This is a genomic window from Paraburkholderia sp. RL17-337-BIB-A (assembly GCF_046025895.1).
Classification (GTDB): Bacteria; Pseudomonadota; Gammaproteobacteria; order Burkholderiales; family Burkholderiaceae; genus Paraburkholderia; species Paraburkholderia fungorum_C.
Window position 1 is genome coordinate 541,470 of record NZ_JARESY010000001.1, and the last position, 21,152, is coordinate 562,621.

Genomic DNA, 21,152 nt, shown 5'->3' on the forward strand with positions numbered 1-21,152 from the left:
GCGAAACTCGGCCGAACGGCCAAGGTTTGCGGCTCCAAGGGGGCGTTCGAGGCGCGCGCCAAGCGGACTTCCTTCAGGGCGCCCCAATGGGACTTCCTTCGCTGCGCCCCCCACCGCTGACGAAGCCTTACTTATCGCACAACACGGCGCCGCCGCCATGGCCCCAGCTTTTAACCCTTCGACAACGCCTTCAACGCGAGCTTGATGCCTTCGGAAACGCCGGTGCCGGCCGGCACATTCTTGATGGCCGCCAGCGCTTCTTTTTCAGAGTAACCCAACGCGATCAGTGCGTTCAGGATATCGGAGGCGTGATCGGATGCCGACGCCGCGCCCGCCAGCGCGCCAAGGTCGGCGCCGATCTTGCCTTTCAGTTCGAGGAGCAGCCGCTCCGCCGTCTTCTTGCCGATGCCGGGCACGCGCGTCAGACGCGCCGCGTCCTGCATCGTGACGGTTTGCGCCAGTTCGCCCACACTCATGCCCGACAGCACCGCAAGCGCCATGCGTGCGCCGATGCCGCTGATCTTCAGCAATTCGCGGAAGGTGGAGCGCTCCTCGGCGGTGCCGAAGCCGTACAGCAGATGCGCGTCTTCGCGCACGATCATTTGCGTGAGCAGCACGACGCGTTCGCCGTTCGACGGCAGGTTGTAGAACGTGCTCATCGGCACGTCGACTTCGTAGCCGACGCCGTTGCAGTCGACGAGCAGATGCGGCGGGTTTTTTTCCAGCAGAACGCCGGCAATGCGACCGATCATGGCGGATTCAATCTTGAGAGAAAGGGCGAGTGTAGCGCAGCGAGTGCGCCGCGGGCGTGGTGTGCGATGGTTGACACTTTCGAGCGATGTCCCCGAACGGCGATTCGTACCAGGCGCTGCCTTGGCGCCTCTACCCCACCAACCGTCCACGCCTGACGCGCAGACCCTTCTTCGCCAGCGAAGGCGCGATGCCGCCCAGCGTACTGAGCGTCGTGCCGCCGTGTGCATGGCAGATCGCCATGCCGAGGGCGTCGGCGGCGTCGGTGCCGGGTACGCCGGAGAGGTTGAGCAGACGCACCACCATCTGCTGCATCTGCTCCTTGGTCGCGCGGCCGTAGCCGACTACCGCTTGCTTCAACTGCAGCGCCGTATATTCGGCGACCGGCACGCCGCCCGCCACCAGTCCGCAGATCGCCGCGCCGCGTGCCTGGCCAAGCAGCAGCGTGGATTGCGGGTTGACGTTGACGAACACCTTTTCGATCGCCGACTGATCCGGCGAATGCTGACGGATCAGCGTCGAAATGCCTTCGAAAATGGTGCCGAGACGCGACGGCAGGTCGGCGTCGGCGGTCTTGATGACACCGCTTGCGACGTAGCTGAGCGTGTGTCCGGTTTGATCGATTACGCCAAAGCCAGTCACGCGCAAGCCGGGGTCGATGCCGAGAATTCTCATGAGGTGCCGCGTGTGCGGTGAAAACCAGGTGCCTGCGATACTACAACGAACGCACCGGGCGGCGGTCGGTGTGCGGCGATGTCAGTGGAATAAAAACTGCTGCCGCATACGTTGAAACGGGAGTTGATCGCAAATGGAGCACTACCGGAATCTCAGCGGCGACTCAGGCGTTGACGCATACGAAATCGGCGAGGACTTCGTCGCAGTCCGCTTTAGACCGGGCGTCGTGTATTGGTACACGAAGGCGAGCGTCGGCGCGAAGCACGTCGCCACGCTCAAGCGACTCGCGCGGCGAGGGCGGGGGCTGAGCACCTATATCAGCCAACATGTCGAGGTGAAGGAAGGTTACGCGAGAAAGGACCCGGACGATTGAGTGGTATTGCTCTGAGAACGGGGCAGCGAACGTAGCCAAAGAAACGGGCCATAGAACCGCGCCACAGAACCGCGCCACAGAACCGGGGCAAAGAACCGGGACAAAGAGCCGGCGCAAAGAGCCGGCGCAAAGAGGCGGCGCAAAGAGGCGGTGCAAAGAGGCGGTGCAAAGAAACGCGCCACAGAAACAGCCCGGCGAATCCGTCGCAGAGACCCTATCGGAAAGACCGCCCAAAAGACAACGGCCCGGCGGAAAATCCGCCGAGCCGCCTCGCTCAATTTAGTCCGGCAAGCACTGCATCACAAACCAGCACGCACCGCTCGCCAAATCGCCCGCATCAATGCCGGAAGTGACGCACCCCGGTCAACACCATCGCGATGTTGTGCTCATCCGCCGCGCTGACCACTTCGTCGTCGCGCATCGAGCCGCCCGGTTGGATCACACAGGTTGCGCCTGCCGCGACCACCACATCCAGACCGTCGCGGAACGGGAAGAACGCATCCGACGCCACCGCCGAACCCGTCAGCGTGAGACCGGCGTTTTGCGCCTTGATGCTCGCAATCCGCGCCGAGTCCACGCGGCTCATCTGACCCGCGCCAACGCCGAGCGTCATGCCGTTGCCGCAGAACACGATCGCGTTCGATTTCACATACTTCGCGACGCGCCATGCGAACAGCAGATCGTTCATTTCCTTCGGCGTCGGATGACGCTTGGTGACCACGCGCAATTCGCGCGGCTGCACGTTCTTCGAATCGAGCGACTGCACCAGCAAACCGCCGCCGACGCGCTTCAGATCGAACGCGTTATGGCCTTCGCCCAAAGCGATTTCCAGCAAACGCACGTTCTGCTTGGCCGCGAACAGCTGGCGGGCTTCAGCGCTGAACGACGGCGCGATCAGTACTTCGACAAACTGCTTGGCGACCGCTTGCGCCGCGGTTTCGTCCACTTCGCGGTTGAACGCGATGATGCCGCCGAACGCCGAAGTCGGGTCGGTCTGGAACGCCTTCGCATACGCTTCGTTGGCGTCCGCGCCCACTGCCACGCCGCACGGATTCGCGTGCTTGACGATCACGCAAGCCGGCACGTCGAACGTCTTCACGCATTCCCACGCCGCATCGGAATCGGCGATGTTGTTGTACGACAGTTCCTTGCCTTGCAACTGGTTGTAGTTCGCCAGTGCGCCGGCCGGCACGACGAGGTCGCGATAGAACGCGGCGCTCTGATGCGGGTTTTCGCCGTAGCGCAGGTCCTGCACCTTGTTGAACGCCAGGTTGAACGTTGCCGGGTAAGCATTGCGCGACGCATGTTGCAGTTCGTCGGTCAGGCTCGTCAGGTAGTTCGTGATCGCGCCGTCGTATTGCGCGGTGTGCGCGAATACCTTGGTGGCCAGACGGAAGTTGGTCTTGTACGACACCGCATTGCTGTTCGCGCGCATTTCGTCGAGCACGACCGCGTAATCCACCGGATCGACCACCACGGTCACGTCGCGATGATTCTTCGCGGCCGAACGCAGCATGGTCGGGCCGCCGATGTCGATATTCTCGATCGCGTCTTCCAGCGAGCATTCTTCTTTCGACACGGTCTGCACGAACGGATACAGATTCACGACCAGCAGGTCGATCGTCGGGATGTCGTGCTTTTCAAGCGCGGCCATGTGTTCCGGCAGATCGCGGCGCGCCAGAATGCCGCCGTGCACCTTTGGATGCAGCGTTTTCACGCGCCCGTCCAGCATTTCCGGGAAGCCCGTGTAGTCGGCGACCTCGGTGACGGAGAGACCCGCGTCCGCGAGCAGTTTCGCGGTGCCGCCGGTCGACAGGATCTTGACGCCGAGGTCCGACAGCGACTTGGCGAAGTCGACGATGCCGGACTTGTCGGAAACGGAGATGAGCGCTTGCTTGATCATGATGAAGACGAAAAGCCGAAGGAAAACGTGGCAGGGCGCCTGAAACTACAACGAATTACAACAAACCGTGCTGTTGCAGCTTCTTGCGCAGCGTATTGCGGTTGATGCCGAGATACTCGGCGGCCAGCGACTGATTGCCGCCGGCCTGCTCGAGCACCACTTCGAGCAAGGGTTTTTCCACGCACGAAATCACCATGTCGTAGACGTCGTGCGGATTGGAGCCGTCGAGATCCTGGAAATACATTCCCAGGCTGTCGCGGACAGATTGTTCGATATTGTTCTTGCTCATGCTGCTAGTCGGTCGGTAGGGTCCGGCTCGCCGTCGTTCTTGCTGAGCGTCTCGTCGACGTAGACGAGGCGGTCGGAGATCGCCTTTTGGGCGTCGAAGAATTCGTTGACGGCGAGGAGTTGTTCGCGCGTGGTGTCCAGCGTATTCATGCGGTGCCGGAACACGTTGGCGCCAGAAAGGCCGCGAGTGTACCAGCCGATATGCTTACGCGCTGTGCGCACACCCGTAAATTCGCCGTAGAACGCGTAGTGATCTTCGAGATGCTCGTTCATCACCTGCTGGATTTCGTCGATGCGCGGCGGCGGCAGCAACTCGCCCGTTTGCAGGAAATGCTCGATCTCGCGAAACAGCCACGGGCGCCCCTGCGCGGCGCGGCCGATCATGATGGCGTCGGCGCCGGTGGCGGCGAGCACCTCGCGGGCTTTTTGCGGCGACGTAATGTCGCCATTGGCGACCACCGGAATGCGCACCGCCGCTTTGACGGCAGCGATGGTCTCGTATTCGGCGTCGCCGTGATACAGGTCGGCTCGGGTGCGGCCGTGCACGGTCAGCATGGAAATGCCGGCAGCTTCCGCCAGCCGCGCGACAGACAACGCATTCTTGTTGTCGCGATCCCAGCCGGTACGGATCTTCAGCGTGACCGGCACCGCATCGGGCCCCACGCCCACCGCGCCCACCACCGCCTCGACGATGCGCTGCACCAGCGGTTCGTTTTGCAGCAAGGCAGAACCCGCGGCCACGTTGCACACCTTCTTGGCGGGGCAGCCCATGTTGATGTCGATAATCTGCGCACCGTTCGCCACGTTGTAGCGAGCGGCTTCGGCCATCATGGCCGGATCGGCGCCGGCGATCTGCACGGCGATCGGCTCGACCTCGCCCGTGTGGTTGGCACGGCGCATGGTCTTTTCGCTTTTCCACAACTGCGCGTTCGAGGCGACCATTTCCGACACCGCATAGCCCGCGCCCAGCCGTTTGCACAATTGCCGGAACGGCCGGTCGGTCACGCCGGCCATGGGGGCGACGAACAGGTTATTACGCAGATTGTGGGGGCCGAGAGTGGGCATGACCTGGACGCGCCTGCGACCGATTGCTTCAGTTTCTTTTCAGATTCTGTCAATCGGAGCATTCGCGAAATGCGAGGGGAAAACGGCTATTTTAGCGTTAACGGATAGCCGACACCCGACTTGTGTCTGTCGTAACTCATTAAATCTTCTATGAAAGTGGCCGGATTGATCAAGCCGGCAGCGCTCGCGCGCCTCAGCGTGGGCTGCCCAAAAAAGCTACAACGGCTGTGGGACGTGAGCGGGCGGCGCGTTCAGCGGCGCTGACCGAACATCATTTGTCGCGCCAGCGCGGTTTTCACCGGCGGCACGAATTCCAGCGCGGTAAGGGCGAGACCGCGCAACGCGGCGAGCGGCGGGAAGTCGACGGTGAAAAGGCGCGCGAGCGTGTCGGTGGCGCCGATCGTCAGGCGCCGGTCCAGCGCGCGGCGTTGCGCGAACGTGGCCAGGGCGAGCGGAGTGGGACCTTCCGCCGACAAGGCATCGGCGAGCGCATGCGCGTCGCGCAGACCGAGATTCAGACCCTGACCTGCCACCGGATGCAGTGTCTGCGCTGCGTTCCCGATCGCAACCACATGGCCGTTCACGAGGGTATCGACCGCGTTCAGTCCCAACGGAAAAGACGCGCGTCCTTTGATCTGCGTGAAGCGGCCCATGCGGTTGCCGAATGCGGCGCCGAGTTCGCGCAGGAATTCGTCGTCGGAGAGTTGTGAGCGGCGGGTGGCTTCGTCCGGCGCGCAGCACCAGACCAGCGCGTAATCGGCGCCGCGCACACCGCCCATCGGCAGCAGCGCGATCGGCCCTTGCGACGTGAAGCGTTCCCACGCTACGTGCGGTTGCGGCGCCGACACGCTGACCGTGCCGACCAATGCGGTTTGCCCGTAATCGCGCGTGCCGCCTTCGCCGGTGCGGCTGCCCGGCTTGCTTCCGGCGCGCTTGCCTGACCTCTGGTCGCCGAACAGACCGCCTTCGGCATTCACCAGAATTCGCGTACGCAAATGACGCGTGACGCCCGCGGTTTCGATCGGCAGCGTGACGCCGTCGCGTTCCTGAGTCGGCGCCGACGCGGAGGTCGAGCGGAACCAGTGCACAGACGTTGCGTGAACCGCTTCGGCGAGGCCATGGACGATCGAACCATAACGCAGCACGTAGCCGAGCGCCGGCAGTCCGTGCTCGCCGTGGTCGATCAGCGTGCGGCCGAAATGACCGCGCTGCGATACGTGAATGCGCTGGATCGCGGTCGAGTCCGTGGGCCAGCGCAGCGGTTCGAGAATCATCCGGCTGCCGTGCGACACGGCAATCGCGCGCGGATCGGCAATCGAATCTTCCGGCTCGCGCGCGTCGATCAGCGCGATCTTCAGCGCCTGCGTCGCGCTGCGGCGCGCCAGCCAGCCGGCAAGGGCCAGCCCGACCGGCCCGGCGCCGACGATCGTCACATCGAAATCGAAGGGATGATCGGACACGGCCGGTTTCAGAATTACCGTCGACTGGGGAACGTCGTTCATTGCGGGTTGCTTCCTTGGGTTACTGCCTTGCGTGACTGCCGGGTTTACTGCTTTGCTTCCTGCGCCGAACGGGCTTGCTGCATCAGCGCCTCGATCTCGTCGGCTGCCACCGGCACGTCGCGCGTGATCAGCTCGCAGCCGGCCGGCGTGACGATCGCGTCGTCCTCGATGCGGATGCCGATGTTCCAGTAGCGCTCGGGCACGCCTTCGGCCGGACGGATATACAGACCGGGCTCGATGGTCAGCGTCATCCCTGGCTGCAGCGTGCGCCATGGCAGCGCGCCCGCTTCGTCGCGCGGTGCGCCGCGTTCGCGGTAGTCGCCGACATCGTGCACGTCCATGCCGAGCCAGTGGCCGGTACGGTGCATATAGAACGGCGTGTAGGCGCGCTCGGCGATGACGTCGTCAACCGAGGCCAACTTCGTGCGGTCGATGATGCCGGTGTCGAGCAGACCTTGCGACAGCACGCGCACGGCGGCCTGGTGCGGGTCGTCGAAGGTAGCGCCGACGCGGGTGGCGTCGACGGCGGCCTGCTGCGCGGCCAGCACGATGTCGTACAGCTCGCGCTGCGCCGGTGTGAAGCGGCCGCTAGCCGGGAAGGTGCGGGTGATGTCGGACGCGTAGCCGTCGAGTTCGCAGGCGGCGTCGATCAGGATCAGGTCGCCGTCCTGGGCAATCGCGTTGCCGGCCGGGTAGTGCAGCACGCAGGCATTCGCGCCCGCGGCGACGATCGACGTATAAGCCGGCGCCTGCGCGCCGAATTTGCGGAACGTGTAGAGCAGCTCGGCTTCGAGTTCGTACTCGCGCACGCCGGGGTGGCAGGCGGCCATTGCACGCCGATGCGCCTGTGCCGAAATCTGTCCGGCGCGGCGCATGATGGCGAGTTCGTGGTGGTCCTTGATGAGCCGCATGTCGTCGAGCAGCGGGATCAGATCACGCGCGAGGGCGGGAGCGGCGACTCCGCTGCGGCCCTGCGCACGCACGGCGTCGAGCCAGCCGCGCACCTGGTTGTCCAGTTGCGCAGAGGTGCCGAGCGCGTAATGCAGCGACGGCTTATCGGCCAGAATGCGTGGCAGTTGCGTATCGACTTCGCTCACGGCGAAGGCAGCGTCGAAGCCGAACGCCTCGCGTGCGCCCTCTGGCCCGAAACGGAAACCTTCCCACGTCTCGCGCTCGACATTCTTCTCACGGCAGAACAGGATCGCAGTCGGCTCGCCCGTCGCGGCGCTTGCGTCGAGCACCAGCAACGCCTCGGGTTCGGTGAAGCCCGTTAGATAGTAGAAGTAGCTATCGTGCCGGTAGGGGTAGTCGGCGTCCCGGTTGCGCAGCTTTTCCGGCGCGGTGGGGACGATGGCGACGCCACCGCCCGCTGCGCGCAGCGCGGCGAGTACGCGCTCGCGGCGCGTGCGGTAGACGTCGATGGCGATGGTGGGTTCGGTCGGCTGGTTCATGTTGCGATTGTAGCGCCCAATGCGGCGACTTATTTTGCGCGGATACTGTGGGAGAAGGGCCGCCGCGCTGATCGGTTCGCGCCGCGCGCAAGACCGTTTGCCTGCCGTGGGCGTCCGGCGCCGCATGCCGGCCGGCCATTTTTTGAGGGGTGCGTGGTAAGGCATGGCGCTCGCGTCGGCGGCATTAGCCGTTCGGCCAGGTAGACGGCGCGTGAGCGTTGCGGCAATGTTGCAATGCATCCGCAACGAGCATTCACGCGGCTTGCGAAGCGAGTTCGCTGCGCTCGGGAATGCCGCCGACCACTTATACTTGCGCCGAATTCAAGAAAAGGCAGATGGTCATGATGAAACTTATCGGTTCGCTCGCCAGTCCGTTCGTGCGTAAAGCGCGAATCGTGCTGGCCGACAAAAAGATCGATTATCAACTCGTGCCCGAGAACGTCTGGGCGCCGGACACCACGATTCACACCTTCAATCCGCTCGGCAAGGTGCCGTGCCTCGTGATGGAAGACGGCGAAGCGGTGTTCGACTCGCGGGTGATCTGCGAATACGTGGATACGCTGTCGCCGGTCGGCAAGCTGATTCCGCCGTCGGGTCGCGAGCGCGTCGAAGTGCGTTGCTGGGAGGCGCTCGCCGACGGCATCCTTGATGCCGCGGTGCTGATTCGCCTCGAAGGCACCCAGCGCACGCCCGAGCAGCGCGTGGACACGTGGGTCGCGCGGCAGCAACGCAAGATCGACGAAGGCCTGATCGCGATGTCGCAGGGCTTGGGCAGCAAACCGTGGTGCGCGGGCAATCACTACACGCTCGCGGACATCGCAGTGGGTTGCGCATTGGGCTACCTCGATTTCCGCATGGCTGAGTTGAACTGGCGCGAGACGTATCCGAATCTGGATAAACATTTCCAGAAGCTTTCGTTGCGTCAGTCGTTCATTGATACGCCGCCGGCCGGTTGAGCGAAGACCATTGAGGGGCGTGGCTGCTTGTGTTGTCCAATCGACATCGATCCGCCGCGTCGCTTTCGAATAAAAACGCGCGCTCGGTTTTTCCCGAAGCGCGCGTTTTTTATGATGGTTCTGTCAGCCGTGTCTGAGCGAGGTCGCCGTTCCATGTAGAACCGGCCAGCTCGCTGAGCCGGCGCTCATGGGTGGCTTATTTCTTACCGTTTTGACGCCGCGTAATCCCCGGTCCGAACGCGAACCCGAACGCCAGCAGGAACAACGAAACCGCCAGCACCGTGTTATTGCCGCTCGTCACATACGGCGTGCTGCCCGACGTGCCTTGCACCGTCACATCGAGCGAGCCGATCGTGTACGGCGTCAATCGCCCGATCACCTTACCGTGCGCATCGATCGCGGCGGTCATGCCGGTGTTGGTGGCGCGCAGCATCGGCCGGCCGGTTTCCAATGAACGCATGCGCGCGATCTGCAGATGCTGATCCAGCGCGATGGTGTCGCCGAACCAGGCAAGATTGGTCGAGTTCACTAGCACGCCCGCCGGCGTATCGCTCTCACGGATACTCCGCGCAATCTCTTCGCCGAAAATATCCTCGTAGCAGATGTCGACGGCGACCGGCTGGTTATGCACGATAAACGGCTTCTGCACCGGTGCGCCGCGTGCGAAATCGCCGAGCGGAATGCTCATCAGATTCACGAACCAGCGGAAGCCCCACGGCACGAATTCGCCAAACGGCACGAGGTGGTGTTTGTCGTAGCGATAGACATCGCGCGTACCTGGCGTGACGCCGAACAGGCTGTTCGTGTAGTCGACCACCTGGCCTTCCGGCGTGATGGTGCCGCCGATCGCGCCGAACAGGATCGCCGTGCCGGTCGTGTCCGAGAAGGTGCGCACCGCCGATGCGAACTGCGGCGGCAATTGCTGCGCGAGCACCGGAATCGCTGTTTCCGGCGTGACGATCAGGTCAGCCGGCTTCGACGTGATCATTTGCTGATACTGGTCGATCGCGGCGCGCGTGCCGGCTTCTTCGAACTTCATTTCCTGTTTGACGTTGCCTTGCAGCAGACGCACCGTCAGCGGCGCGTTGGCGGGCAGAGTCCATTGCGCGAGCGGCAGCAGCAGGCCGGCCGCGATCAGCGCAACCGCAATTCCGCCCGGTACCGCGACGCGCGCGAGACTGCGTTTAGCCTGATTGCCGGCATTTCCAGCATGGCTGCCGTCAACGGTATCGCGCTGCCCGCGCGTCGCGGGCAGCAGCGGCACCAGCGCCTGCACGACCAACGCCGCCGTCAACGCCATCATCCAGCCGACGCCGTACACGCCCGCCACCGGCGCAAACCCGGCAAACGGCCCATCCACCTGCGCATAACCGCTCGCGAGCCACGGAAAGCCGGTGAACACGGTGCCGCGCAACCATTCACCGATCGCCCACGCGCTCGCAAAAGCCAGCGCGCCGTGCCAGGTCGGCGAGAAAGGTTTATCGGTGTCTAAAGCGCCGTTGCGCGCGTGCCCCGCGCAGAACGACCAGACGCCCGCGGCCAGCGCCGGATACACCGCCAGATACAGCGAGAACAGCACGACCGCCGCGCCCGCCAGCGGCGCGGCCATGCCGCCGTAGTAGTGCATGCTGACGTACAGCCACCACACGCCGGTGACGAAGTTGCCGAAGCCGAACGCACCGCCGGTCAGCGCCGCGCTTTTCCAGCCGGTCGTCCGCGTGAGCCACGCAAAGAAGAACACGAAGATCACGAGTTCGAGCCAGCCGCCGTGCGGCGTCGGCGCGAACGACAGCGTATTGGCCGCACCGGCGACCAGCGCGACGAGGTAATGCCAGCGGGGCAGTGCACGGCCGCGCGCGTCGTGAGCGGCAGAGGCACTCACGCCGCGGCGCGAACGGGAAGTAATCGGGTCGGCCATTGTTGCGCGGTCGGCGTGAGGAGTTGAAGAAGCGAAGAAAGGAAGCGGATCAGGTCTGCACGTGCTGTGCTTCGCGCTCGCGCTGGCCCGCGAGCGGATCGCGGCGGACCAGCAGCATGTGAATCTGGCGGGCGTCGCCGCGCAGAATCTCGAAGATCAGGTCGTCGAGGCGGACTTTTTCGCCGCGATGCGGCACCCGTCCGAAATGATGTGTGACAAGGCCGCCGATCGTGTCGACTTCATCGTCTGAGTAATGGGTGCCGAAGGCCTCGTTGAACTGCTCGATCTCGGTGAGGGCGCGCACGCGAAAGCGCCCGTCCGGCGAGGCGATGATGTTGCCGCTTTCCTCGTCGAAATCGTATTCGTCCTCGATATCGCCGACGATCTGTTCCAGCACGTCTTCGATCGTGATCAATCCGGCCACGCCGCCGTATTCGTCGACCACCACCGCGAGGTGATTGCGATTCACGCGGAAGTCGTGCAGCAGCACGTTCAGGCGCTTTGACTCCGGGATGAAGACGGCGGGGCGCAGCATGCCGCGCACGTCGAACTCTTCTTCGGCGTAGTAGCGCAGCAGGTCTTTCGCGAGCAGCACGCCGATGATGTTGTCGCGATTGCCCTCGTAGACCGGATAGCGGGAGTGCGCTTTTTCCAGCACATAAGGGATGAATTCGGCGGGATTGTCCGCGATGTTGATCGCGTCCATTTGCGCGCGCGGCACCATGATGTCGCGCGCGCTGAGTTCGGACACCTGGAACACGCCTTCGATCATCGACAGCGAGTCGGCGTCAATCAGGTTGCGCTCGTGCGCGTCCTGCAGAATTTCCAGAAGTTCGGCGCGCGAGTCGGGCTCAGGCGAGATGAAGTCGGTCAGACGCTCGAGGAGTGAGCGCTTTTCTTGCGGTTTGTCGGTTTGGCGTCGACTGGGATACGTGTCGTTCATGGTAGTGCGCCCGGCGAGACTGGGCGCGCTGTTGCAGAGCATTAAGGATACACCAGGCCCATGGCAGGACCGTGTCCCGCCGGGCTGGGCGATGAGTGCAGCTGGGATGAAACCGCCCGGCCGCGTACGGTGGGCGTGGGTCAATGCTAACTGATTACGCGGGGAAAAGCGTTTTCGAGCAAAAAAGTGCGGTTCCTTGCGCGGCGAGCGCGTTGCAGGCCGAGATGGCCGGCGCTGCTTCCATGCTCAGCACTGCGCCCGCGGTGGCGGTTCGGAGCTGTTCGCAAACCGGTCAGCTGCGCGTGCCCAGTAACGGCTCGCGGCTTGCAGCTTATCGGCCCGGTCATGGGCTTGTTCGCTGCTCGTCCGTCCGGCTGGCCTCGCTGCTTTCCTCCCGGCAACGCTTGAGCAGCGCTTCGAGCGCGCGGTCGGGCATGCCGCTTTCACGCAGCGCATGCACCGTGCGGCTGACGTAATCGAGCGTGGTGCCGTAGCGGCCGCACGCACAGCCGAACACGGTTTTGACGACCTCGTCGCGCAGCTTGCCGGTGTAGGTCGGCACGTCGCGGCGCATCACGAACGCGAGCGCGTCGACGCGGCGGCCGTCGGCGAGCACACACGGTAACCACGCCGGGCGATACGAACCCATCGGCATTTCACGGCGCCAGAGCGCTTCCAGATGCGGCATTGCCCCCTCGGCGGCGAGACGGAAGGCGATGCCGGAGCAGGAGCCGCCGCGATCGAGCGCGAGCACGAGGCCCGGCTGTTCGGGCGTACCGCGATTCACGCGCGACCACAGATACAGGCCGCGGTGGTAGCCATGCACCCTGGAGCGGGCGGCTTCGACCGTAGGCAGGCCAGGATTCCAGATCAGCGAACCATAGCCGAATAACCATAGATCGCGCTTGCGGTCCCAGTCGCGCAACGTGCATTCAAGCGACGCGCGCAACTCCTCGTCCGTTAGCAGCCGCGATTCGCCGAGCGCGGGCGGATAGTCCGGGCAGGGCGTTTTGTGGGTATCGGCTTCAGGGGAGGAAGTGCTCACGGTGGTTTCTAACGATGATGGCAACGACTATTGATAAGGATCGGGGAAGCCGAGCTTGCCGAGGATTTCGGTTTCGATCGCTTCCATTTCCTCGGCTTCTTCCTCGACTTCGTGGTCGTATCCTTGGGCGTGGAGCGTGCCGTGCACCAACAGATGCGCGTAGTGCGCGAGGAGCGGCTTACCCTGCTCGGCGGCCTCTTTCTCCACCACCGGACAGCACAGGATCAGGTCGCCCGTCACCGGATCGTCTTCCGATTCGGCGTACGCGAAAGTCAGCACGTTGGTCGAATAATCCTTGCCGCGATAGGTGCGGTTCAGCGTGCGGCCTTCTTCGGCGTCGACGAAACGCACGGTCAGTTCGCCGTTTGCGAACAATGCCGCCTTGATCCAGCCGGCCACGGTGGCGCGTGGCAGCAGCGCCTTGTGTTCCGGCCAGGCTTTGGCGGCGGGGAATTGCAGATTCAATGTCAGTTTCGGAGTGCGGCTCATGCGTAATCGATGTGTTGCCTAGGTTTGCTGCAGCCTATCCCGTGGAATTCAACGCTGATTTTGCGCCGCCAATCGGCTCCGCAAAATCAGCGCCGCAAATTAGCGGGAGTCTGCCGGACCGGCGGTTTTCAGCGAATGCGCATCGTACGCCTCCACAATTCGCGCGACCAGCGGATGCCGCACCACGTCCGCACTGGTGAAGCGCGTGAGCGCAATTCCGCGCACGTCCGACAGCACCTGCTGCGCTTCAATCAGTCCGCTCTTCGCGCCACGCGGCAAGTCGACCTGCGTTGTATCGCCGGTGACGACCGCTTTCGAGCCGAAACCGATCCGCGTGAGGAACATCTTCATCTGTTCGGGCGTGGTGTTCTGCGCCTCGTCGAGGATGATGAACGCGTGATTCAGCGTGCGGCCCCGCATGTAGGCGAGCGGCGCGATTTCGATCATCTGCCGCTCGAACATCTTGGCGGTCTTGTCGAAGCCGAGCAGGTCGTACAGCGCGTCGTAGAGCGGTCGCAGATACGGATCGACTTTCTGCGCCAGATCGCCCGGCAGGAAGCCGAGCCGTTCGCCCGCTTCGACGGCCGGCCGCGTCAGCACGATGCGTTTGACCTGATCGCGTTCCAGCGCGTCCACCGCGCAGGCCACCGCGAGATACGTCTTGCCCGTGCCCGCCGGACCGACGCCGAAGGTCACGTCGTGCGCGATGATCTGCTTCAGATACTCGCGTTGCGCCGGCGTACGGCCGCGCAGATCGGCGCGCCGCGTGTACAGCTTCGGGCCGAGTTCCTCGAGGTCGTCGTCGCCGCTGTCGGCGGGTTGGTCGAACGGATGATCCGGATTGCCCGGAAAGCGCGGGTCGCCGGCTTCGTCGCCATTGCCATTGCCGTTGCCGTTCGCGCGATGGCGCGCCGGGTGGCGCACTTCAACGAGCGCGAGCTGGATGTCGTCGACTGACAGCGGCTCCTGCGAGTTGTTGTAGAACTTTTCGAGCGCGGTGAGCGCGAGTTTCGCGCCGCGCCCGCGAATCGTAATGCGGTGGCCACGGCGTTGCAGCGTGACGTCGAGCGCCTGCTCGATCTGCCGCAGATTTTCGTCGAGCGGTCCGCAGAGGTTGGCGAGCCGCGCGTTGTCGTCGCGCGGTGCGGTGAATTCCAGATGCTGCTGAGTGGTCTTCAAGGCGGAGGATCGATCCTGTCGGGTTCGTGACGCTGGCTGGCGTCGCTCAGTGGGTGGTTGCGGGCGCGTCGTCGTGCACCAGCACGAGCTCGCCACGTAACGAATGTGGGTATGCATGGACGATTTTCACGTCCACCATCTGCCCGATCAGCCGCGCGTGCGACGCGACCGGCGCCGGGAAATTCACCACGCGGTTGTTCTCGGTGCGGCCCGCGAGTTCGTTCGGATCCTTGCGCGCCGGGCGTTCGACCAGAATCCGCTCGGTCTTGCCGACCATCGAATCGCTGATGCGCTGCACGTTTTCTTCGATCGTGGCCTGCAGATGTTGCAAGCGCTTGAGCTTCACTTCGCGCGGCGTGTCGTCGTGCAGATTCGCTGCCGGCGTGCCGGGACGCGGGCTGTAGATGAACGAGAAGCTGGTGTCGTACTTCATCTCGTGGATCAACGCCATCATCTTGTCGAAGTCTTCTTCCGTCTCGCCGGGGAAGCCGACGATCATATCCGTGGACAAAGACAGGTCCGGACGGATCGCGCGCAGCTTGCGGATCACCGACTTGTATTCGAGCACGGTGTAGCCGCGCTTCATTGCCATCAGGATGCGGTCGGAGCCGTGCTGTACGGGCAGATGCAGGTGGCTGACGAGCTTCGGCACCTTGGCGTAGGTGTCGATCAGGCGCTGCGTGAATTCCTTCGGATGCGACGTGGTGTAGCGAATCCGTTCGATGCCCGGAATATCGGCGACGTATTCGATCAACTGGGCGAAGTCGGCGATTTCGCTCGAGCCGAGCGTGATACCGGCCCGGTAAGCGTTCACGTTCTGGCCGAGCAGCGTGACTTCACGCACGCCCTGGTCGGCGAGGCCGGCGATTTCGGTCAGCACGTCGTCGAGCGGTCGCGACACTTCTTCGCCGCGCGTGTACGGCACGACGCAGTAGCTGCAGTACTTGCTGCAGCCTTCCATGATCGACACGAACGCAGTCGGGCCATCGACGCGCGCCGGCGGCAGGTGGTCGAACTTTTCGATTTCCGGGAACGAGATGTCGACCTGGGCGCGGCCGCTTTCGCGGCGCTTGTCGATCATTTGCGGCAGACGGTGCAGCGTTTGCGGACCGAACACCAGGTCGACATACGGCGCCCGCGCCACGATCGATGCGCCTTCCTGGCTCGCCACGCAGCCGCCCACGCCGATGATCAGATTCGGATTCGCTTCTTTCAACTCGCGCACGCGGCCGAGGTCGGAGAAAACTTTTTCCTGCGCTTTTTCGCGCACCGAGCAGGTGTTGAAGAGAATGACGTCCGCATCTTCCGGCGTGTCCGTCTTGACGAGTCCGTCGGCCGCGCCGAGTACGTCGACCATCTTGTCGGAGTCGTACTCGTTCATCTGGCAGCCAAAGGTTTTTACATAAACTTTCTTGGTCATCGAATTTCGCCGGTCGCAGTGGTTAACCTGGGGGCGTCGTTTAAAAGGTGAAGAGGGATGAAAACGTGCGGTCGGTAGGCGGGGCGGCGCTTGGGCAGCCGCTTGAACGCCTGCTTAGGCACCCGATTGGCACCCGCTTAGGCACCGTTAGGACCCGGTTTGGGCTAGTCAGGCTCCCGGCTCATTGCACGTTTGCAGCGTAACTCAATATTATAGCCCTTCATCGGATGCGATTTTTGCCGCGGCCACTGCCCGCGGCTGCTCCGGCGGCAAGCCCAGCAGGCCTTCCAGTTCGTCCGACACCTGTGCGAAGCGCTCGCTCAGAAAATCCAGCAGGACCCGCACGCGCGGCGCCATGAACCGGTTGCGGTGGTAAAGCGCGTGCAATGGCGCATCCGGATAGCGCCACTCGGGCAGCAGGATTTTCAGGCAGTCGGCGCGCAAGTCCGCTTCCACGTCCCACATCGACTTGATGACGATCCCGTAGCCGCGCCGCGCCCATTCGCGGGCCACGGCCCCGTCGTTGGTTTCCCGGGAGGTCTCGAGCGGCACCGTGTAGTGCTGCACTTCATCGCCGCGCGTGAAGCGCCATTCGTTGACCGGTCCGGACGCGGTGCCGAGCACGATGCAGTCGAAATTTGCCAGATCTTGCGGGTCCTTCGGCTCACCCTTGCGGGCGATGTAGTCCGGCGACGCGCACAGCACACGCCGGTTCGGCGCCAGCATGCGGGCGACCAGCGAGCTGTCCTGCGGCACGCCGAAGCGGATCGCCAGATCGATGTCCTGCTGCACCAGATTCGATAGCGAGTCCGACAGCGTCAGCGCGAACGTCACCTCTGGGTAAAGCACGTTGAATTCGTCGAGCCAGTGCATCAGCAGGTTGCGGCCGAAGTCCGAAGTCGCTGAAATTCGGACTTTGCCGCGCACCACGCCCTGGCCTGCTTGCAGCGCGGCTTCGGCGTCGTCGAGCGATTGCAGCGCCTGGCGGCAGCAGTTCAGATAGAGGCGGCCTTCGTCCGTGAGCCGCAACTGACGGGTAGTGCGCTCGAACAGGCGCGCTTTCAGCCCGGCTTCGAGTTTGGCCAGCCGCGCGCTGGCGGCGGCCGGCGTCAGGCCCATCTTGCGGCCCGCCGCGGAGAGGCTGCCCTGCTGCGCGGCTTCGACGAAAAGGCGAATGTCCCCGAGGTTATCCATCTCGATCTTTCAAAAGAATTTGAAAATGCTTCAAATGCTACGCCAATTATCAAATTGACGCATCCGCATTCACAATGCGGTCCTCGTAAACCCTTTGTGCTCTGCGCAGCCCCACGCCATGCAACTCGATCACGCAACGATCGTCACCGCCGACCTCGAGACCGCCCGACGTTTCTTCGTCGACGTCGCCGGGTTGACGGAGGGCGCCCGTCCGCCGTTTTCGATCGATGGCTACTGGCTGTATGCGAACGGCCGCCCGGTGATTCATCTGATCGACGCGACGGTGCCCGCCGTAGCGGGCAGGGCGGCACCGCGCATCGATCACATCGCTTTCCGGCTGGAAAGCGCCGACGAATGGCGGGCGCTATTGCAGCGCTTGCATGTGGCGGACACGCCTTATCAGCTCGCGCAAGTGCCACCGATGGGGCCGCAGCAAGCCGAATTGCAACTGTTCGTCGCGCTCGCGCCTGGGGTGGTCATCGAATTCGTGACCGCGCTGCGCCACGCTCAACTTTAAAACCTGGAGTAGAAAAAATGCCCATTCCATTACTGGCGCTAGCGATCAGCGCTTTCGCCATCGGCACGACCGAGTTCGTGATCATGGGCTTGCTGCCCGAGGTCGCACGCGACCTGGCCGTGTCGATTCCGTCGGCCGGCTTGCTGGTGAGCGGCTATGCGCTCGGCGTGGCGGTCGGCGCACCGCTGCTGGCGGTGGTCACCAGCAGGATGCCGCGCAAGCTCGCGTTGCAGTTGCTGATGGGCGTGTTCATCGTCGGCAATACGCTGTGCGCGATCGCGTCCAGCTATTCCGTGCTGATGATCGCGCGCGTGGTGACGTCGTTCGCGCATGGCTCGTTCTTCGGCATTGGGGCGGTGGTGGCGGCTTCGCTCGTACCGGCTGAAAAGCGGGCGAGCGCGATTGCGATGATGTTCACCGGCTTGACGCTGGCGAACGTGCTTGGCGTGCCGTTCGGTACTTTCGTCGGCCAGCAGTTCGGCTGGCGTGCGGCATTCTGGATCATTAGCGCGTTCGGCGTGCTGTCGCTCGTCGGTGTGACTGCGCTGGTGCCGAATCGTCACGATTCCGGTCCGGTCGGATTGGGCCACGAAGTGCGCGTACTGAAGGATCCGCACGTCTGGACTGCGCTGGCGATGACGGTGCTCGGCTTCGGCGGCGTATTTGTCGTGTTCACCTATATCGCACCGATTCTCGAGCAGGTCAGCGGCTTCTCGCCGCGTGGCGTGACGCTGATTCTGGTGTTGTTCGGCGTGGGTCTCACGATCGGCAATACCGTAGGCGGCAAGCTCGCGGACCGTGCGCTGATGCCTTCGCTGATGGGCATTCTGGTGGCGCTCACGGTGGTGATGGCGATCTTCGCGCGGACCAGTCATTCGCAGGTGGCCGCGGCGATCACCATTTTCGTGTGGGGCATTGCTGCTTTTGCGACCGTACCGCCGTTGCAGATGCGCGTGGTCGAGAAGGCCGCTGCCGCGCCGAATCTGGCTTCCACGCTGAATATCGGTGCGTTCAACGTGGGCAATGCGGGCGGCGCGTGGCTCGGCGGTATGGTGATCAATCACGGCCATTCGCTCGATACGCTGCCTTGGGTTGCGGCGGCGGTGAGCGTCGCGGCTTTGTTGCTGACGTGGTTCGCCGCGCGGATGGATGCGCCGGCATCGACCGTCGCGCAGGGCGCCTGAGTGTGCGTTTTCGTGCGGATCCCAGCCCGACCCCGCCCATATGAAAAATTCGCACAAGCTTTGCGAGAATCGTCCTCCGCAATACTGATAACAGTGTGAAGATAACTTCGTTGGGCGCGGCGAGGCGCGATGCTATCTTGCTTCCACTAACCGCTTGCCCGCCGTCCGGCGGCGCTTCTGGAGGCAATCATGCATTCCCCGCTTGCGCTGGTTCGCGATCCCACCGCTGACACCGATGCGTCGTCGCGTGCCGCTGAACCCTTCGACGCTCTTGAACATCTGGTCGGCGTGAATCTCGCCCGTTTGCGCGCCGAGCGCCAATTGTCGCTCGATGCCTTGGCTCGCGCCTCCGGCGTCTCGCGAGCGATGCTCGCGCAAATCGAATCGGCGCGCAGCGTGCCTTCGATCAAAGTGCTGTGCAAGGTGGCAGCGGCGTTGAAAGTATCGGTGGCGGCGTTCCTGCGGCGTCATGCGACCAATGGCTTCGAGCATTTGCCGGCGGAGCGTTCGTCACGGCTCGTCAGTTCGAATGGGCGCTACTCGGCCCGGCCGCTTTATCCCGACGCCGAGCCGACCGCCGCGGAGTTTCACGAGTTGCGTATCGCGCCGTTGCATACCGAGGCCGGCACGCGCCGCGCGCCGGGCACCACGGTGAATCTGGTGGTGAGCGAAGGCACTCTGGAAGTCAGCGTGCACGATCAACGCCAATTGCTGGCAACGGGCGACGCGATCGTCTTCGACGCCGACCAGCCGCACAGCCTGCGCAATCCCGGCGACACCGAGGCGCGCGCGTTTCGTGTGACGCTGAAGGCCGAAACGCCGCCGCGCTGGGACGTGCCCGCACCGCACGATTTGACTCGCCAGGCCGCGCCGGTTTGACGAATGAGGTTTATCAGGCGGATGTGCTGTGAAGCAGAGATGTCCGTGTGAACAGTAGGGGGTTGCGCTGCAGCGTCCGCGCGACTGTTGTATGCTTCGCCAGCCGGTCGATCCGGCAATCAGTGCGTCTTCAGGGCGGGGTGAAATTCCCCACCGGCGGTATGCCGGCAACGCGAAAGCGTGAGCCGGTGAGCCCGCGAGCGCCTGTGTCGTCAAGGTGTTTGGATCTGTGCAACTACGTTGCATGGGACCAGAGTAAGCGCTAAAGCGCTAACTCTGGTCGACACGGGGTCAGCAGATCTGGTGAGAAGCCAGAGCCGACGGTTAGAGTCCGGATGGAAGAAGATGTGCAGATAGTCATGTTCGTTTCCGTGGCGCCGCTAGAGATAAGAGCGGTGCGCGAGCGTCGCCTTGCGCGGCGGTCAACGGCGCGTCTTTGTCTGTTTGCAATGCCCTGAAACGTTTTTCGCCCAACTTTTGCGATGAGCGTTTCAACTATGTCTTTTGCTACTTTTCCTGCTCCGTCGGTGATTGCGGATAGCGCATCACTCGATCTCCCGCTGCTCGCTACCGAACCCGTTCCGCCGCGTATCGCCGCCGCCTTGCAAGCCATGCGCGATGGCCGCGCCGTCGTCCTGCAAGACGATCACGACCGCGAGAACGAAGCCGATCTGATCGTTTCCGCCGAGCGTCTTTCCGTCGAAACCATGGCCTTGCTGATCCGCGAATGCAGCGGCATCGTTTGTCTGTGCCTGCCTGATGACAAAATCCGCGCGCTTGAACTGCCGCCGATGGCCATCAACAACGAAAGCCGTCATGGCACCGCGTTCACGGTCTCGATCGAAGCACGCGATGGCGTGACTACTGGTGTGTCGGCGCTCGATCGCGTGACGACGATTCGCGCTGCCATCAGCGATACGGCGAAGCCTGCCGATATCGTGCGCCCGGGCCATGTGTTCCCGTTGCGTGCGCAGCCCGGCGGTGTGCTCGCGCGCCGCGGCCACACCGAAGGCACGGTCGACCTGGCGATTCTCGCGGGTTTGAAGCCGGCCGGCGTGCTGTGCGAACTGATGAACGCGGATGGCACGATGACGCGCGGCGCGGACGTGGAGCGCTTCGCCGCGCAACACAATCTGCCGATGCTGACGATCGCCGAGCTGGTGGAATTCCGTCAGGCGCTGGCGACGGCGCGTGAATGTGTGGCCGACGAGGTTTGATGCGAGCCGACGCAGCTAGTTGGATGGAAGAGACCGACTGCATGTTGGTTTCTTTTATGGCGTAGGCACGCGAAACGGTACCGTGTGATGCCAGAATGGTGCCGACGCTCCGGATGCGTGAGCTTAGTCAGCGGCCGACCCGGATGGTTGAGAACCACTATATTCGATAGTTAGCTCGTCGTACTCAACAATAATCTGTGCGCC

Annotated in this window: 20 protein-coding genes and 1 riboswitch; of the genes, 6 read left to right on the plus strand and 14 right to left on the minus strand. The window is 63.6% G+C overall.

The annotated features are described in order from the left end of the window. Window positions 1-170 precede the first annotated feature (170 nt). On the minus strand, window positions 171-752 hold the full coding sequence (ruvA, locus tag P0D84_RS02565; RefSeq protein WP_408332178.1) for a Holliday junction branch migration protein RuvA: 582 nt from the start codon (window positions 750-752) through the stop codon (window positions 171-173). Between the two features lie 130 nt (window positions 753-882). Next, window positions 883-1,425, minus strand: a complete 543-nt coding sequence (gene ruvC, locus P0D84_RS02570; RefSeq protein ID WP_063497310.1) for a crossover junction endodeoxyribonuclease RuvC — start codon at window positions 1,423-1,425, stop codon at window positions 883-885. Between the two features lie 133 nt (window positions 1,426-1,558). Between ruvC and P0D84_RS02575 the strand changes: the two genes are divergently transcribed. Beyond that, entirely contained in the window at window positions 1,559-1,798 is a 240-nt protein-coding gene (locus P0D84_RS02575) for a hypothetical protein (protein ID WP_408332180.1), read from the plus strand. A gap of 337 nt (window positions 1,799-2,135) precedes the next feature. On the opposite strand, the gene purH is transcribed toward P0D84_RS02575, so the two are convergent. From purH to P0D84_RS02600, 5 genes are all read right to left on the minus strand, one after another. Continuing rightward, the gene (gene purH / locus P0D84_RS02580; protein ID WP_408332182.1) at window positions 2,136-3,701 is read right to left on the minus strand and encodes a bifunctional phosphoribosylaminoimidazolecarboxamide formyltransferase/IMP cyclohydrolase; all 1,566 of its coding nucleotides are present in this window, start codon (window positions 3,699-3,701) and stop codon (window positions 2,136-2,138) included. Window positions 3,702-3,756: 55 nt separating this feature from the next. After that, window positions 3,757-3,990, minus strand: a complete 234-nt coding sequence (locus tag P0D84_RS02585; RefSeq protein ID WP_007180440.1) for a Fis family transcriptional regulator — start codon at window positions 3,988-3,990, stop codon at window positions 3,757-3,759. Continuing rightward, complete coding sequence (gene dusB, locus P0D84_RS02590; RefSeq protein WP_408332184.1) at window positions 3,987-5,054, minus strand: tRNA dihydrouridine synthase DusB; 1,068 nt, start codon at window positions 5,052-5,054, stop codon at window positions 3,987-3,989. Before dusB ends, P0D84_RS02585 begins: the two co-directional genes overlap by 4 nt. A 251-nt stretch (window positions 5,055-5,305) precedes the next feature. Then, on the minus strand, window positions 5,306-6,556 hold the full coding sequence (locus P0D84_RS02595) for a UbiH/UbiF/VisC/COQ6 family ubiquinone biosynthesis hydroxylase (protein ID WP_408332186.1): 1,251 nt from the start codon (window positions 6,554-6,556) through the stop codon (window positions 5,306-5,308). A gap of 44 nt (window positions 6,557-6,600) precedes the next feature. After that, entirely contained in the window at window positions 6,601-8,007 is a 1,407-nt protein-coding gene (locus P0D84_RS02600) for an aminopeptidase P N-terminal domain-containing protein (RefSeq protein ID WP_408332188.1), read from the minus strand. A 341-nt stretch (window positions 8,008-8,348) separates the two neighbouring features. On the opposite strand from P0D84_RS02600, the gene P0D84_RS02605 reads away from it, so the two are divergent. Beyond that, complete coding sequence (locus P0D84_RS02605; protein WP_408332189.1) at window positions 8,349-8,963, plus strand: glutathione S-transferase C-terminal domain-containing protein; 615 nt, start codon at window positions 8,349-8,351, stop codon at window positions 8,961-8,963. A gap of 196 nt (window positions 8,964-9,159) precedes the next feature. On the opposite strand, the gene lnt is transcribed toward P0D84_RS02605, so the two are convergent. The 7 genes from lnt to P0D84_RS02640 all read right to left on the minus strand — a co-directional run bounded on the left by lnt (window position 9,160) and on the right by P0D84_RS02640 (window position 17,151). Continuing rightward, window positions 9,160-10,881 carry an apolipoprotein N-acyltransferase gene (lnt, locus tag P0D84_RS02610; RefSeq protein WP_408332191.1) on the minus strand — a complete coding sequence of 574 codons (1,722 nt, stop codon included), beginning with the start codon at window positions 10,879-10,881 and terminating at the stop codon, window positions 9,160-9,162. A 49-nt stretch (window positions 10,882-10,930) separates the two neighbouring features. Then, complete coding sequence (locus P0D84_RS02615; protein WP_091799238.1) at window positions 10,931-11,824, minus strand: CorC family transporter; 894 nt, start codon at window positions 11,822-11,824, stop codon at window positions 10,931-10,933. A 343-nt stretch (window positions 11,825-12,167) separates the two neighbouring features. Beyond that, the gene (locus P0D84_RS02620; RefSeq protein WP_408332193.1) at window positions 12,168-12,869 is read right to left on the minus strand and encodes a gamma-glutamylcyclotransferase; all 702 of its coding nucleotides are present in this window, start codon (window positions 12,867-12,869) and stop codon (window positions 12,168-12,170) included. 27 nt (window positions 12,870-12,896) lie between these two features. After that, a complete protein-coding gene (ybeY, locus tag P0D84_RS02625; RefSeq protein ID WP_408332195.1) occupies window positions 12,897-13,358 on the minus strand; it encodes an rRNA maturation RNase YbeY in 462 nt (153 codons plus the stop codon). A gap of 99 nt (window positions 13,359-13,457) precedes the next feature. After that, a complete protein-coding gene (locus P0D84_RS02630) occupies window positions 13,458-14,537 on the minus strand; it encodes a PhoH family protein (RefSeq protein ID WP_408332197.1) in 1,080 nt (359 codons plus the stop codon). Between the two features lie 46 nt (window positions 14,538-14,583). After that, window positions 14,584-15,957 carry a tRNA (N6-isopentenyl adenosine(37)-C2)-methylthiotransferase MiaB gene (gene miaB, locus P0D84_RS02635; RefSeq protein WP_408332199.1) on the minus strand — a complete coding sequence of 458 codons (1,374 nt, stop codon included), beginning with the start codon at window positions 15,955-15,957 and terminating at the stop codon, window positions 14,584-14,586. A gap of 210 nt (window positions 15,958-16,167) precedes the next feature. After that, a complete protein-coding gene (locus tag P0D84_RS02640; RefSeq protein ID WP_408332201.1) occupies window positions 16,168-17,151 on the minus strand; it encodes a LysR family transcriptional regulator in 984 nt (327 codons plus the stop codon). A gap of 118 nt (window positions 17,152-17,269) precedes the next feature. Here P0D84_RS02640 and P0D84_RS02645 point away from each other — a divergent pair, with 118 nt between their 5' ends. The 4 genes from P0D84_RS02645 (at window position 17,270) to ribB (ending at window position 20,948) form a co-directional block, all read left to right on the plus strand. Next, a complete protein-coding gene (locus tag P0D84_RS02645; RefSeq protein WP_408332203.1) occupies window positions 17,270-17,668 on the plus strand; it encodes a VOC family protein in 399 nt (132 codons plus the stop codon). Between the two features lie 17 nt (window positions 17,669-17,685). After that, window positions 17,686-18,852: an MFS transporter gene (locus P0D84_RS02650; protein ID WP_408332205.1), complete on the plus strand. Its 1,167-nt coding sequence runs from the start codon at window positions 17,686-17,688 to the stop codon at window positions 18,850-18,852. Window positions 18,853-19,041: 189 nt separating this feature from the next. Further along, window positions 19,042-19,731, plus strand: coding sequence for a helix-turn-helix domain-containing protein (locus P0D84_RS02655; protein WP_408332207.1), 690 nt, complete (start codon window positions 19,042-19,044; stop codon window positions 19,729-19,731). A 122-nt stretch (window positions 19,732-19,853) separates the two neighbouring features. Continuing rightward, a riboswitch (FMN riboswitch) is annotated at window positions 19,854-20,082 on the plus strand. A 146-nt stretch (window positions 20,083-20,228) separates the two neighbouring features. After that, a complete protein-coding gene (gene ribB, locus P0D84_RS02660) occupies window positions 20,229-20,948 on the plus strand; it encodes a 3,4-dihydroxy-2-butanone-4-phosphate synthase (protein WP_408332209.1) in 720 nt (239 codons plus the stop codon). The last annotated feature ends 204 nt before the right edge of the window (window positions 20,949-21,152 follow it).